Source organism: Psychrobacter sp. NPDC078929, assembly GCF_050267985.1.
Lineage (GTDB): Bacteria > Pseudomonadota > Gammaproteobacteria > Pseudomonadales > Moraxellaceae > Psychrobacter.
In genome coordinates, this window is the sequence record NZ_JBNNFX010000017.1 from 1 (window position 1) to 14,821 (window position 14,821).

Annotated in this window: 11 protein-coding genes; 6 read left to right on the forward strand and 5 right to left on the reverse strand. The window is 41.7% G+C overall.

The window, feature by feature from the left end:
- Positions 1-260 precede the first annotated feature (260 nt).
- The gene (locus ACQKCG_RS09985) at positions 261-1,685 is read right to left on the reverse strand and encodes a solute carrier family 23 protein (RefSeq protein ID WP_102092484.1); all 1,425 of its coding nucleotides are present in this window, start codon (positions 1,683-1,685) and stop codon (positions 261-263) included.
- Between the two features lie 519 nt (positions 1,686-2,204).
- Between ACQKCG_RS09985 and ACQKCG_RS09990 the strand changes: the two genes are divergently transcribed.
- Positions 2,205-3,641 (forward strand): L-serine ammonia-lyase, encoded by a 1,437-nt coding sequence (locus ACQKCG_RS09990; protein WP_227673284.1) that lies wholly within the window; start codon positions 2,205-2,207, stop codon positions 3,639-3,641.
- A gap of 116 nt (positions 3,642-3,757) precedes the next feature.
- Here ACQKCG_RS09990 and ACQKCG_RS09995 read toward each other — a convergent pair whose 3' ends face one another.
- From ACQKCG_RS09995 to xthA, 3 genes are all read right to left on the reverse strand, one after another.
- Entirely contained in the window at positions 3,758-4,156 is a 399-nt protein-coding gene (locus tag ACQKCG_RS09995) for a DUF4377 domain-containing protein (RefSeq protein ID WP_101204449.1), read from the reverse strand.
- Positions 4,157-4,516: 360 nt separating this feature from the next.
- On the reverse strand, positions 4,517-5,740 hold the full coding sequence (argJ, locus tag ACQKCG_RS10000) for a bifunctional glutamate N-acetyltransferase/amino-acid acetyltransferase ArgJ (protein ID WP_201571809.1): 1,224 nt from the start codon (positions 5,738-5,740) through the stop codon (positions 4,517-4,519).
- A 191-nt stretch (positions 5,741-5,931) separates the two neighbouring features.
- Complete coding sequence (xthA, locus tag ACQKCG_RS10005; protein ID WP_201571811.1) at positions 5,932-6,756, reverse strand: exodeoxyribonuclease III; 825 nt, start codon at positions 6,754-6,756, stop codon at positions 5,932-5,934.
- Between the two features lie 205 nt (positions 6,757-6,961).
- Here xthA and ACQKCG_RS10010 point away from each other — a divergent pair, with 205 nt between their 5' ends.
- The 5 genes from ACQKCG_RS10010 (at position 6,962) to ACQKCG_RS10030 (ending at position 13,820) form a co-directional block, all read left to right on the forward strand.
- On the forward strand, positions 6,962-7,549 hold the full coding sequence (locus tag ACQKCG_RS10010; RefSeq protein WP_201571813.1) for a thioesterase family protein: 588 nt from the start codon (positions 6,962-6,964) through the stop codon (positions 7,547-7,549).
- Positions 7,550-7,555: 6 nt separating this feature from the next.
- A complete protein-coding gene (locus tag ACQKCG_RS10015; RefSeq protein ID WP_201571815.1) occupies positions 7,556-8,395 on the forward strand; it encodes an ABC transporter ATP-binding protein in 840 nt (279 codons plus the stop codon).
- A gap of 147 nt (positions 8,396-8,542) precedes the next feature.
- Positions 8,543-9,319, forward strand: coding sequence for an ABC transporter permease (locus tag ACQKCG_RS10020; RefSeq protein WP_227673280.1), 777 nt, complete (start codon positions 8,543-8,545; stop codon positions 9,317-9,319).
- 461 nt (positions 9,320-9,780) lie between these two features.
- Positions 9,781-11,478, forward strand: a complete 1,698-nt coding sequence (locus ACQKCG_RS10025) for an AMP-binding protein (protein WP_102092208.1) — start codon at positions 9,781-9,783, stop codon at positions 11,476-11,478.
- A gap of 641 nt (positions 11,479-12,119) precedes the next feature.
- Positions 12,120-13,820, forward strand: coding sequence for an AMP-binding protein (locus ACQKCG_RS10030; RefSeq protein WP_201571820.1), 1,701 nt, complete (start codon positions 12,120-12,122; stop codon positions 13,818-13,820).
- An 89-nt stretch (positions 13,821-13,909) separates the two neighbouring features.
- Here the strand turns inward: ACQKCG_RS10030 and ACQKCG_RS10035 are convergent, their stop codons facing one another.
- Positions 13,910-14,779 (reverse strand): SDR family oxidoreductase, encoded by an 870-nt coding sequence (locus tag ACQKCG_RS10035; RefSeq protein ID WP_201571822.1) that lies wholly within the window; start codon positions 14,777-14,779, stop codon positions 13,910-13,912.
- Positions 14,780-14,821 lie beyond the last annotated feature (42 nt).

Consider the following 14,821-nt stretch of genomic DNA (forward strand, 5'->3'; position numbering starts at 1 on the left):
GTACAGCCCTGATCTAAACCCTATCGAGAAAAAATGGGCACAGGCTAAGTTTCTACGCCAAGGATGGATGGAGAATAATCTACCTAAACTGTTTCGTGATATGGGCTGTATCGATTTTATAAAGACTTAACTATACTGTTGCTCAACACTGCCATAAAAAAGCGCCCATGCTATCGGTAGCATGGGCGCTTTTTGTTAGATGAGATATGCTTTGACTATCTTTATTTGATAAGCTCAAACTTCAATCTCATCAGTATTACTTATTTCGCTTCAGAGCTTTGGTTAAACAAAGCATTCAACACGATAGCGGCTAAAGTAGCAGTACCGATACCGCCTAAATCAAAGCCGCCTAAGTGCAAGCTAAAGTTACCGGTACCCATAATGACCGTCACTGCTGCGATGATCAAGTTGCTGTTTTTACTAAAATCAATATGGCTATCGATCCATATTTTTATCCCAGCAACCGTGATAAGACCAAAGACAACAATAGAAGCACCGCCCAACAGAGCTGCTGGTATGGTCTGAATGATCGCACCAAACTTTGGTGACAGTCCCAATATGATAGCAACCAATCCTGCTACGACAAATATCGTCGTGCTATACACTTTGGTAACCGCCATGACACCGATGTTTTCAGCGTAAGTAGTGACACCTGTACCACCAAATCCTGCCGAAAAAGTCGTGGCCAAACCGTCCGCCAAAAATGCTCGGCCCATATAAGGCGTCACACGAGCCTTGGTCATGCCCTCTACTGCCTTAAAGTGCCCTAGGTTTTCAGCCACCAAAATAAAAGCCACAGGTGCAATTAGGATAATAGCGCTCATCTCAAAGCGCGGCGTATGAATGCTTGGTAGTCCAAACCATGAAGCGGCAGCTACTGTACTAAAATCAATCGCTGTACCAAAGCCTAGAATATTGGTCATGACAAAATAAGCAACGTACGACAGAACCAGACCGACGAGTAGCAACAGACGACGCAACATACCGCGAGTAAATACTGCAACACCACTAATGAGCAGTACGGTCAAGGTAGCCATCCAAGCATCAAACTGATTGGCAGACACGCCTTGAATGGTCACTGGCGCCAAGTTAAGACCGATAATCATGACAATCGCACCCGTCACGATAGGCGGCATCAAACGCTCAATCCAACCTGTACCTGTCTTCATCACTAGCAGACCAATCAATGCATAAATAATACCGCAGGCCATAATACCGCCTAGCGCAACATTTAGATTGTCATTGAACCCTGCGCCTGCATAAGCGGTCACCGCGATGACGGGACCAATGAAAGCAAAGCTTGATCCCAAGTAGCTCGGCATACGCCCACCGGTAATCATAAAGAACATTACTGTACAGATACCGGACATCAAGATAGCTAAGTTAGGATCAAACCCCATCAATAAAGGTGCAAGCACAGTTGCACCAAACATGGCAAACGTATGCTGTATACCGAGCAATACGCTTTTTGACGGAGGTAAATAGTCGTTGATACCGACTGGATCACGATCCAAGTCACCCTTATAAGGACGCCATGTCGGAAACCAACGGCCATTTTCAAAATCTGGATTGTGCGGATAATTGATAGCGGCTGAATCAATGCCTGCAGACTCCAAGGCATTTTGAGTCGATAGATCTTGAGCGCTATTGTCTGACGCTGATGAAGGGTCTTTTTGAGATGGCATGCGCGCTTGTCCTATGTGAGCTAAGCTAAAGTAATAGGCTAGAATAACTGATAAAATAAGTATATTAATAAATGGATATATTTCTAAGGGCTTGTATAAATAGCAAAACGTTAAGTCTTTCTATCTATAATATGTCATCCTAATTCATTCATTTATGTTGTAATATGACAAACCAAAAGTATTATTTGGTATGATAGCCATATCTTGCTAGATGTATGAATACGGATATGTCTGACTGAAAAATTTAGTCTTTTTTAATCCGTCTTATTTTACGATGATAACCAACTTACAGGATGTTACATAGTTGTTGACTGCGAGCATGATAACGGAGTTTCAAAATAAATAAAAGTTATTATTCGATTGCCCTCAGTGCTCATTTACCTTATAACCTTCATAAATAGTGTCTCGCGCCCACCTATCAATGGTGACTAGGAGCGACGGCTGTCTATTATATTTTTCACAAAAGCGCCCAATGCCATAGATAAAATAGGCTAAAGCGCTTAAAATTTTTGGTGACTTATTATGATCAGTGTTTTTGATTTATTTAAAATCGGCATCGGCCCATCCAGTTCGCATACAGTCGGACCGATGGTCGCTGCAAACTTATTTTTGACCTCGCTAACTGAGCAGATGGAACTGACTGCGGTTAAGACCATTGAGATTGAACTGTATGGCTCTTTGGCAGCGACCGGAAAAGGCCATGCAACAGATACCGCTATCTTGTTAGGACTGCTTGGACATACGCCTAGCACGATAGACACACGCATGACCAGCAGCTACCTATCTCCTATCTTCTCTGACAAGATTCTCAATGTATCAGGCACGCATACGATTGCTTTTGATACAGAGCAAGACATCTACTGGTATGACGATACTGTGCTGCCTTATCATCCTAATGCATTGACGCTACGTGCTATCTCAACTGAAGGCATTCGCTATCAGCAGACTTACTATTCAGTCGGTGGCGGTTTTGTCATCAATGAAGAAGATGCAACTAACCCAGACGAAGATCATGCCAGCCCGACCATCAATAGAGTTCCCTACCCGTTCAATAACGCAGCAGAGCTACTAGAGCAATGTCGTGAGCATGACTTGAGCATCAGCGAATTGGTACTAGCAAACGAATGTCACTTCCATGCCAAAGAAGAAGTATTTGCTTATCTAGATAGCATTTGGGAAGTCATGCAAGACTGCGTCAAACAAGGCTGTGAAAATGGCGGTATCCTACCGGGTGGATTAGATGTAAAACGCCGTGCCCAAGATTTGCACACGCAGCTGTGCGCTGAAAAAGACCAACCGATAACCAAGACTGATAAGTTAGCCGCTATGGACTGGGTCGATTTGTACGCGCTCGCCGTTAACGAAGAAAACGCAAATGGCGGCAAAGTAGTCACTGCTCCAACCAATGGCGCAGCAGGTATCATTCCTGCCGTACTGCATTACTATCGTGACTTTTTGCCCAACTACAGCCAAGATGGCGTTCGTAAATTTTTGCTAAACGCCACTGCTATCGGTAGCCTTATCAAACAAAATGCTTCAATCTCTGGTGCTGAAGTCGGTTGCCAAGGTGAGGTTGGTTCTGCGTGTGCAATGGCAGGCTCTGCACTGGCAGAAATCATGAATGGCACGCCAGCTAAATGCCTAAATGCAGCAGAGATTGGCATTGAGCACAATCTAGGTCTTACTTGTGATCCTATTGGCGGACTGGTACAAGTGCCTTGTATCGAGCGTAATGCGATGGGCGCAGTCAAGGCAATCAATGCAGCACGCTTAGCCTGTAGAGGCAATGGTCAGCACTTCGTCTCTTTAGATAAAGCGATAGAGACGATGAAGCAAACAGGAGCTGATATGTCTGATAAGTATAAAGAAACAGCACGAGGCGGTCTGGCGATTTATGCTGACAATAGAATCCCTACGGCAACGCGCGGTGTCAGTGTTAATTATAGTCAGTGCTAGGTTAACTTCTCGAGAAATAATTTACTGACAATAGAAACAACAAAAAGGCCTCTAACGAATTAGAGGCCTTTTTTGTCATGTATAACTGCTTTATCGTCTATATATTGCTATCAATATTATTCAGCAGTTTTTGATACCACTTCGTTTAGAATCCATACTGGCTGCACTACGTTTGAGCCTTCTGCTGTTACTGCTTCTTGGCGTACATCTAGGACATAACGATAGTTCGGCTCATAGGTAAAGCCCTGAATATTACCGTTTAGCGTTGTGTAGTTTTTCTGATAGGTTTGGCGATACTGCAAGCACTGTGATTCAACCATGCTGCCATCAGTAGCAGTTAAGTCACATACTGCTTTACGCGGTGCAATTTCCACTTCAAAACTTGGAATATTAACTACTTTTACATTCATAGGTTGTCCTTCAACAACCATCGTGCGCTCATCATCCATACTCATCGTAGAGCAACCAGAAAGGGCAAAAGTCGTCATCAATGCTGCAAGTGCTAATTTCTTCATTATTCAATCCTCAGATAATTGTTATTGATTCTTTATTGATAGCTTAGTTACTGGCTTATTTATTGATTTAGCTAATAATTCATTGCTACTTAGATAAACTTATTGTTTTGAACACCTTATCTTGCTTTGCTACAAGCTAATAAGGTTGTTTGCTTCTTACTGAAACCATTATAGGTCGCTATTCGTCTTACCCTCTATAACTGCTTTGTAAAGTAACGTCAGCTTTTGCAACTGATGTTAATGAAGCGTATTGAATAGCAGAGTTATTTGCTACTGAGCAGAAGTTTGACATTAAAAAGCCAGAACAAATATTGTTCTGGCTTTGATGCAACTACGCAAATTCTGTTTTATGGAGAAGTACTAGCTACGATAATCAGCGTTTATTTTGACGTAATCGTATGACAAATCGCAGGTATATACGGTATCGCTAGCATCGCCACGTGCAAGGTCGATATGAATGGTAATCTCAGGTCGGCTCATGACTGTTTTGCCCGCCTCTTCTGTATAGTCAGGTGCAACACCGCCATTTTGACAAATCATTACCTCGTCTAGATACACATCAACTTGCTCTGTATCTAAATTTTCGATACCAGCATAGCCCACTGCTGCTAATATGCGTCCCCAGTTAGCATCACTGGCAAAGAATGCCGTTTTTACTAAGGGTGAATGTGCGACTGCATAAGCCACATCGCAGCATTCTTGCGTGGTCTGACCGCCAGTCACCTTGACCGTCATGAATTTAGTAGCGCCTTCGCCATCACGCACAATCAATTGTGCCAGACGGACAAACACATCAGCCAATGCATCAAATACAGGCTGATAATGTGGATGCTCTGTGCTATCAATCACCTCTGAGCTAGCAGCACCTGTTGCGATTAACACACAACAGTCATTGGTTGAGGTATCGCCATCGACAGTAATTCGGTTGAAAGACTGCTCATTGATAGCGCTTAGCATTTCTTGCAGTAAGTCAGCGGTGATATTGGCATCTGTCGCCACATAGCCTAGCATGGTCGCCATATTTGGGCGTATCATTCCTGAGCCTTTAGACATACCAGTGACATGATAGCTAGTACCTGCTACATCAATTTTTTGGCTGGCCAATTTAGGAATAGTATCTGTCGTGCGAATGCCATTAGCAGCGGCTAGCCAGCTATCAGACGCTAGATTAGCCAATGCATTATCCAAACCTGCGATGACGGCATCACTATTTAACGGCTCACCAATCACGCCAGTAGAGAATGGCAATATCGTATTGGTATCTACACCGGCCTTGTCAGCCAATGCTGTACAGATATCAATAGCGCGGCGCTTGCCATCAGCGCCCGTACCTGCATTTGCGTTACCCGTATTGGTGACTAAATAGCGCGGACTAACCTTAGCAAAGTGCTCACGCAATACTCGCACTGGCGCGGCACAAAAGGTGTTTTTAGTGGTTACAACCGCAGTAGTGGCCTTGTCAGATATTTCGATAACTACTAGATCGTCGCGGTCCTTATAACGGACACCTGCCGCTGTGGCACTGAGTTTGATACCATCGATAGGATAGATAACGTCAGGTACTGATACATTTCCAACAGCCATAATAAAATCCTTATTTCTCAATTTTTATCGTTATTTGTGTAATACGAAGTGATAAATACTATAGTCAGTTTAAGCTTATTCAAATACAAGAAGCACTAGCTTCAGCTCTATAACTAATAAACTGAGCAAGCTGATTATCGTACCTAGTTTACATAAGATTGACTATATATAGGCATCACGGTATATAAGTATTACTGTTTCTTTAGGTCAAATGCTGACCAAATCGGTGCATGGTCAGATGGTTTTTCCATAGCACGTAGCTCATAACTGATACCAGCATCGATACATTTATCGATTAGATCCGAGGTGCATAGAATATGATCAATACGTAACCCGCGCTTAGGTTCATCATTGAAGCCGCGACTGCGATAATCAAACCAGCTGTATAACTCAGTGCTTTCTGGATAATGCAGACGGTAAGTATCTGTTAACTCACGTGACATCAATGCTGAGTACCATTCGCGCTCTTCCGGCAGAAATGAGGTTTTTCTGTTTTTCAACCAACGCTTAGCATTAACTTCACCAATACCAATATCGATATCTTCTGGTGCAATATTCATATCACCCATGACGATAATCGAACGACCTTCCGCTTTTAGCGTATCAATATAAGCCATCAAATTGGCATAATAAGCGCGCTTCATTGGAAATTTGGTCGGGTGATCTTGGCTCTCTCCTTGCGGAAAATACCCGTTAAGTACATCTACTTCACGACCTTCAAACTCATAACGTGCATGGATAAAGCGCTTTTGGGCTTCTTCATCTTCGCCAGGAAAGCCTTTTTGTACAAATACAGGTGCAGCTTTGGATAACAGTGCAACGCCATAATGCCCTTTTTGTCCAAAGTACTCTACGTGGTAGCCTAGACTTTCGATATCGCTAAGCGGAAATTGATCATCATGAACCTTGGTTTCTTGTAGGCCCATGACATCAGGATCGATTACCTCGCGCACCGCCTCGAGCTGATGCTGACGTGCACGGATACCATTGATGTTAAAACTGACAAAACGGGTCATAAACTGTCCTATACTGATTGGTTAGAATATAGCGCTCTATAAATGAGGGAAATATAAACGGCTATGATAACAAATGTAAGCGTTTCTAGCGGTTGCATGGCCTGATATCTTGAGCTAGAGTAACTCTATTATAAGCACTATCTATTATTGGTCTATCTGAAACACTTTTATTCAACAATACTTACTAAAAATATCGAGCATTACTATGACAACAATTAAGCAAAAAAATACGACATCAGCCATGAGTGATGACACCAAACCATTATTTGCTAAAGATTATAACGTCTATATTAACCATACTGATGCTGGCGGTATAGTCTATCACGCCAATCACTTGGTGTTTTTTGAAAACTGCCGACGCGACTGGTTTACTGAGCTGGGCTTAAATGGGTATTTTTTGCAGACTGATAGCGGTGAAGTGCAGCATTTTGTCGTGAGTCAGGCGGACTTGCAATACAAAAGAGCCATTCTATTAGATGAGGTAATTAGCGTACGTATTGATAAAGTGGAGCTAAAACCTGCCAGCATCATATTTTATCAAAGTATCTATCGCAATCTACCAAATCATAGTACTAACGAAACAGATGATAGCCAGCTACTAAGCAGTACCAAAATTGTCATTGCCTGCGTACAAAACCTCGTCAAACCAGAGCCAATGAGTAATGACGAGATAGGCAGCGATAAACCAGATACTTCAGCGACAACCCCACCAATGCGTCCTATTCGTGTACCAAAAAAACTGCGCGTTACGATCGAACAAGCTATCGACGAGCAAGTAAATGGTCAGCAGTAGAACGCTATGAGCATAGATACGGATAGAGTGTTGCTTGAATTTGATAACCTATGGGTACATAGCCAACGGACGATAAATGCTCAAAGCATTAAAAATAGCAAAGAAGCCTCGAATAAAAGCTCTATGCCGTATAGCATTTATCAAAAATGGGCAAGCAAGCTAACCGCAGACGCTTCACTGGATAAAGAGCCATCAACTCCTGATCGAACGCTAATAAGCGGTGCGAGCGGTACGCTATTGTCAGGGCAAGTTACTGTTTTGACAGGAGCGTCTGGTAGCGGTAAATCAGTACTGTTGCGAATATTGGCAGGGTTACTTCCCATGAGCAGCGGTACTATTCGTTTGCATGATAATGACACGTCGAGTAATGTTTATCACGATATTCATGAGACTGCACCTGTACTGTGGCGCCAGCAAGTTACCCTACTCGCTCAGCACCCACAGTTGTTAGACGGCAGTGTCCTTGAAAACTTACAAATGCCTTATCAATTGCACGCTCACCAGTCGCAGACTTTTAACATAGACTGGCATGTTGCTCAGCTTCAACACTTAGATAGAAGTGCAGATTTTTTGCAACAGGACGCCAAGCACTTATCTGGTGGCGAGCGCCAACTGGTCAATACATTGCGTCTATTACAACTTAGTCCACAAGTTCTATTACTAGACGAGCCAACCGCCGCTTTAGACATGGGCACTTCAGCACAGCTAGTCAACTTACTCATCAGCTGGTTGCACGCAGATGCTCAGCGCACACTCCTATGGGTGACTCACGACACAAAAGATATTATGCCTTTGGCAAATAGACACTGGCACATGCAAGCAGGTGTACTCACTACAGACTTTTAAAGAACTTGTATTCAGAAATATTTAATCAAGTGATTAAGTCGTCGTATAGTTGCTCAGACAATTTAGCACGTTAATGACCTCAACCCTCACCTTGTATTATTACCATAATTACTTCCTAAATAAGCTCATATGAGTGGTACGAATGATATGCAAATTTTTCTCACTTATAGTGATATCGCTCTTGCTAGCAGCCTAATTATCATTGTATTACTCATCTCTTGGCGCTTACGTTTAAAACTAAGCAAGACCCTTCTAATAGCGGCCTTTCGTACGATCATACAACTTAGCTTTATTGGGCTGATACTGGCGTGGATTTTTGCACGTGAACAATGGTATGAAGTGCTACTTATCTTAACGGTCATGACTTTAATTGCAGGAAGTGCCGCCAAAAATCGCGTTAAACGCAGTTATAAGGGGTTATTAACAGATACGTTATTGGCAGTCGGTATCTCAGCAATACTAGTAACGGCGATTGCGATTATAGCGATTTTGAATGTGCAGCCTTGGTATACACCGCAATTTATTATTCCTATATTGGGTCTGATATTAGGGAACTCTCTGACTGCCATTTCGTTGACGAGCAATCAATTGATCGAATCTTTTCATGAGCAATCAGGGCGTATCGAGATGATGCTCAGTCTATCTGCTAAGCCATTCGAAGCCGTCCATGAGCAGATAAAGGCAGCTATCACTAATGGCATGACTCCAACTTTAAACTCTATGCTAGTCGTCGGTATTGTTAGCTTACCAGGCATGATGACGGGTCAAATCCTAGCGGGCGCCGATCCCACTCAAGCCGTACGCTATCAAATAGTTACTATGTTCCTGATATGTGTCAGCAGCACGCTTGGCTGCACCATCAGCGCCTTACTTATTTATCGACGATTCTTTAATAAAAAAGATCAATTTATTTTACCGCAATAATTTTGGCATCTACATTCCTTTGTGTTTCATCAGCTCATCAATATTAATTATCTAATCCTTCTTTTGTCAGCCAGCAAAGTCACTATATTCTTATAAGTTAATATATGTACTGATCAGTATCGCTTACTGTTATTGTTTTAGACTAAATTCATGCTAATGTATTGCTCAAATGTATCGTTTTTTTGATACTCTATTTGTAAGCTATAGATAAATAGTTTTAGAACGAGCATTATTTTTATTACTGAACTTTTTATTTATTTGTTCTATTTAATGCTTTATATAAATACTCATTGAATAAAATGCTGTGACAGCAGCAAAAAAACTAGCTATTAATCAATAGACAGGGATGCTATTGAAGATGGTATATACCACCTAAATAAGTGGTGTTTTGTACCATTGATAGATTGATAACTACCTTTTCAAAATACTTTAGCCTATATCAAATCGCAAGGATGCTAACTATGATATCGAACAAACCTTGGCTTTCTCAATATCCAGCCGGTGTGCCAAAAACCATTAATCCCGATAGATATAGCAGCATCATGGAGCTGTACGAAGAATGCTTCGATCGCTTCCGTGGGCACCCAATGAGCATCTGTATGGGAGTGACTCATACTTATGGTGATATCGATAATGCTTCGATGGCAGTCGCTGCTTGGCTACAGAATCAAGGCTTGCCAAAAGGTAGTGTCGTCGCTCTCATGATGCCAAACGTTCCACAGTATCTGCCAACTATGATTGGGATACTGCGTGCAGGCTATGTGTGCACCCCTGTCAACCCACTATATACTGGCCGAGAATTACGCCATCAGCTTAACGATTCTGGTGCCCAAGCAATTTTTGTGGTCGATAATTTTGCCCAAGCGCTTGAGCAAGTCATTGAAGAAACGGCTATCAAACGTGTCATCCTATCGAAGATGGGCGATATGATGGGTTTGAAAGGTATTTTGGTCAATACGATTATTCGTCAGGTCAAACGCTTAGTACCCAAGTATAATCTCAATGACCCTAAATACCATGTCACTAAGTTCCCTGAAGTATTGAAAAAAGGTAAAAACCTACCTTTTCAGCAACCAAAAATGTCTTTGGATCAAAAAGCATTTTTGCAATATACAGGTGGTACCACAGGCCTTTCGAAAGGCGCTATTTTGTCACAGCGTAATATCGTAGCAGCAGCAATGCAATCAGAAGCATGGACTCGCCCTATTACGTCAGAAATCAACGAAGTGTATATCAATATGGTAATGGCGCTGCCGCTCTATCATATTTTTGCATTCATGCTTAGCCTACTTGGTATGCGCTCAGGCTATACTTTTATACTAGTACCTAATCCACGTGATATTCCTGGATTTGTTAAAACCTTATCAAAACAACCATTCCATATTTTCCCTGCAGTAAATACCCTCTTTAAGGGGCTGCTCGATAATCCTAATTTTAAAGATTTGGACTTTAGCTCTTTACGTATCTCACAAGCTGGTGGTATGGCGGCTACTGAGCAAACTGCGAATCGCTGGTTAGAAGTAACTGGCTGCGCGATGATCGAAGGTTGGGGTATGACAGAAGGCGTTGCAGTCGGCACCGCCAACGTTATTACCAATCGTGAGTTTAACGGTACTATCGGTGTGCCAGCACCTGGCGTAGATGTTATTATTATCGATGAAGACGGCAGGCATGTAGATCTAAACGAAGGGGGCGAGCTATGTATTAAAGGCCCTAACGTAACCTCTGGATATCTGAATAGAGACAGTAGTGCTGATTTTACTAGTGATGGTTATTTCCGCACTGGTGATATCGTCAGCATGGATGACAAGGGTTATATTAAACTGCTAGATCGCAAAAAAGACATGATCTTGGTTTCAGGCTTCAATGTATTTCCAAACGAAATTGAGTCCGTGATGCTTGATTGTGATGGTATTCTTGACTGCGCGGTAATTGGCATTCCTGATAGTCATCAAGGTGAAGCGGTCAAAATATACGTAGTACCTGAAGACAATAATGTTACCAAAGAAGTGATTACAGATTTTGCGTTAGACAATCTAACGGGTTATAAGTGTCCACGTCACATTGAGTTTGTGAGCGACTTACCAAAGAGTAATGTCGGTAAAGTACTGCGTCAAAAATTGCGTGAAAAACACAATGCAGACTACCCTCAAGTATAAATAGAGACAATTTTTAAAAAATTCTAAAAACATGAATTTATTTTTACTAAAGGCATCTTACAGTAATTGTAAGATGCCCTTTTTGTATATTTATTTTCTGTCATTCAACTATAAAATTTCTCTATTATAATTACTACAAATCTACTTTCATATTCAGTTATATGACATTTTTTGAATAAATTTCATGTTAATTACTTGATAAGAAAGTAAATTATTTGTCTAGGTATTTTCTGATTATTCAACATATATTGTTTCATTTATCAAATTTAACTGTAAACTATCAAGTTCTTGTATAAGAATAACAGGCACGGTTGTAGTTATGTTAATGTATTGCCAAAATGTGTCACTATACTTTCTGTTATTTTGATCTTATATAATTATGATTCATATCGATTGATTAGCAGCATTACTAGTAGCTATTTTCATTACCAAAACATTAATTGGTTTTTTAATCTGATGAGCTATTTATGCTCTGTGATTAAATCAAACTTTATAAGGGCCCCGTATTTTAGCAGTATGTGAACATATAGGATAGCACTCGACAATTTCTTGCTAACGGAACAGCGATTTAAATTGTTGACATGGATGTGACTACTTTTTTATAGAGCCTTAATTTATTTTAATATTTAAGGACGCTAATCATGACTGTAGATAAACCTTGGCTTGCTCAATACCCAGAAAATGTACCCAAGACGATTAATCCTGATCAGTATGAAAGCCTCATAGAGTTATATGAAGAGTGTTTTAACCGCTTTCGTATGCATCCGATGACTATCTGTATGGGTGTGACGCATACTTATGGTGATGTTGATAACGCTTCACTGGCAGTAGCAGCATGGTTACAAGCTCAAGGTTTACCTAAAGGTAGCGTAGTAGCTCTTATGATGCCGAACGTTCCACAATACCTACCGACTATGATTGGTATTCTGCGTGCAGGTTACGTTTGTACACCTATCAATCCGCTATATACAGGCCGTGAGCTACGTCATCAATTGAACGACTCGGGCGCTCAGGTTATTTTTGTTGTGGATAACTTTGCTCAAGCTTTAGAACAAGTCATTGAAGAAACCAATATCAAACGTATCGTGCTGTCAAAAATGGGCGATATGATGGGTTTAAAAGGTATTTTGGTCAATACAGTCATCCGTCAGGTCAAACGCTTGGTTCCAAAATACAACCTGAACGATCCTAAGTACAATGTCACTAAATTCCCTGAAGTATTAAAAAAGGGAAAAAACCTACCGATTCAAGCACCAAAAACCACCCTACAACAAAAAGCGATCTTGCAATATACAGGTGGTACGACTGGATTATCTAAAGGTGCTATCCTAACACAACGTAATGTCGTTGCTGCTGCTATGCAATCAGAGGCATGGTATCGTCCTGTGACCTCAGGTATCAATGAAGTATATATCAATATGGTTATGGCCTTACCGCTATATCATATTTTTGCCTTCATGCTAAGTCTGCTTGGTATGCGTTCAGGTTATACCTTTATCCTAGTGCCTAATCCGCGCGATATGCCTGGGTTTATTAAAACGTTATCAAAACAACCATTCCACATCTTCCCTGCTGTAAACACTCTATTTAAAGGGTTACTTGACCAACCAAACTTTAAAGACTTAGACTTTAGCTCGCTACGTATCACGCAAGCAGGTGGTATGGCGGCAACCGAGCAAACCGCAGCACGTTGGTTAGAAGTGACTGGTTGCCCCATGGTTGAAGGTTGGGGTATGACGGAAGGTGTGGCTGGTGGTACTGCCAACGTTATCACTGATCGCAAGTTCAACGGTACTATTGGTATACCTGTACCGAGTGTCGATATTATCGTGATTGACGAAAACGGTGAGCGTGTTGGCATGCATCAATCAGGCGAGATGTGTATCAAAGGTCCAAACGTCATGTCAGGATACTTTAATAAAGACAATAGCAATGACTTTACTCGCGATGGCTACTTCCGCACTGGCGATATCGTTAGCATGGATGAGAAAGGCTACTTTACTCTACTAGATCGTAAGAAAGACATGATTTTGGTTTCAGGATTCAATGTATTCCCGAATGAGATCGAGTCAGTTATGCTCGATTGTGATGGTATCGTCGATTGTGCCGTAATTGGTATTCCTGATGAAAATCAAGGTGAGGCGGTTAAAATTTATATCGTACCTGCTGATAATAACGTCACTAAAGAAGTCATCAAGGAATTCGCACTTGAAAATTTGACTGGTTATAAATGTCCACGTCATATTGAGTTTGTTAGCGAACTACCAAAGAGTAACGTTGGTAAAGTACTGCGTCAAAAGCTGCGTGAACAGCATATGTCAAACAACCCTCAAACGTTGTAATACTTGCCCTGCTATTTCAGAGTAAATAGAAGAAGCCCACTATTATTGTAGTGGGCTTCTTCTTTTCTACCTTAGGAAAACCAATTTGATTAGCTTAGTTTATTCATCACCTGTAATGGCAAATGCTTCATGGCATGACTGACCATGGACCAAGGCAGGCTCGGCACACAGGCTTCATCCACACCCGCTTCAATAGCTGCGACAATAGCTTTAGTACCAGTATCTGTGTCGACTTCGAACGGTAATGGCTTAGAGCCTTCGTTGATTTCAGTGCGAATATAACCTGGGTAAATTGTAGAAACTTTGATAGGAAGATTGGTCAAAAGCATATCGGCGCGAATGCCTTCTGCTAAGTGAGCCAAACCAGCTTTACTTGCACCATAGGTCGTCAGATGCCTAGGCAATCCGCGCATGGCTGACATGCTCGATATCACGACCAAATGGCCATTGTTCTGAGCACGGAAGATATTCATGGCGGCTTCACACTGTGCCAGTGCGGCGACAAAATTGACATCGGCAGTGCGACGATTAGTCTCAAAATGCCCTTTACCAATGCGGCGGCTATCACCAATACCAGCATTGACCACTACTCGCTCAATGCTACCGAAATTATCTGCAAAAGCATCAAATACTTGAAAGACCGTATCATAATCACTCACATCTAGTGCTTGGCATTCAACTCGGATATCAGGATACTTGTCCATCATCTCCGATTTTAAATGCTCTAAACGATCAATGCGACGCGCACATATAGCCAAGTTGTAGCCAAGGCTAGCAAACAGTCTGGCCATACCCTCGCCCAGACCTGAACTGGCACCTGTGATAAGCACCGTTTTACCTTTGCCTACTTGCTGCTGACTCAAGTCTTTTAGATAGCTTGCAGGTCGAACCGCGCCTACTATCTGGTTTTTGCTATGGCGCGCACTTTTAGCAACCAATTTTATTAATTTATTTTGCATGTACCGTCCTTTGTATATCGATATTGCACAGAATCAAATTGG

What these genes read in the sequence shown, in the direction of transcription:
- ACQKCG_RS09995 (WP_101204449.1), bottom strand. Translation starts at nt 4,156, where the DNA reads ATGAAGAAATTAGCACTTGCAGCATTGATGACGACTTTTGCCCTTTCT.
- xthA (WP_201571811.1), bottom strand. Translation starts at nt 6,756, where the DNA reads ATGACCCGTTTTGTCAGTTTTAACATCAATGGTATCCGTGCACGTCAG.
- ACQKCG_RS10010 (WP_201571813.1), top strand. Translation starts at nt 6,962, where the DNA reads ATGACAACAATTAAGCAAAAAAATACGACATCAGCCATGAGTGATGAC.
- ACQKCG_RS10015 (WP_201571815.1), top strand. Translation starts at nt 7,556, where the DNA reads ATGAGCATAGATACGGATAGAGTGTTGCTTGAATTTGATAACCTATGG.
- ACQKCG_RS09985 (WP_102092484.1), bottom strand. Translation starts at nt 1,685, where the DNA reads ATGCCATCTCAAAAAGACCCTTCATCAGCGTCAGACAATAGCGCTCAA.
- ACQKCG_RS10035 (WP_201571822.1), bottom strand. Translation starts at nt 14,779, where the DNA reads ATGCAAAATAAATTAATAAAATTGGTTGCTAAAAGTGCGCGCCATAGC.
- ACQKCG_RS10025 (WP_102092208.1), top strand. Translation starts at nt 9,781, where the DNA reads ATGATATCGAACAAACCTTGGCTTTCTCAATATCCAGCCGGTGTGCCA.
- ACQKCG_RS10020 (WP_227673280.1), top strand. Translation starts at nt 8,543, where the DNA reads ATGCAAATTTTTCTCACTTATAGTGATATCGCTCTTGCTAGCAGCCTA.
- argJ (WP_201571809.1), bottom strand. Translation starts at nt 5,740, where the DNA reads ATGGCTGTTGGAAATGTATCAGTACCTGACGTTATCTATCCTATCGAT.
- ACQKCG_RS10030 (WP_201571820.1), top strand. Translation starts at nt 12,120, where the DNA reads ATGACTGTAGATAAACCTTGGCTTGCTCAATACCCAGAAAATGTACCC.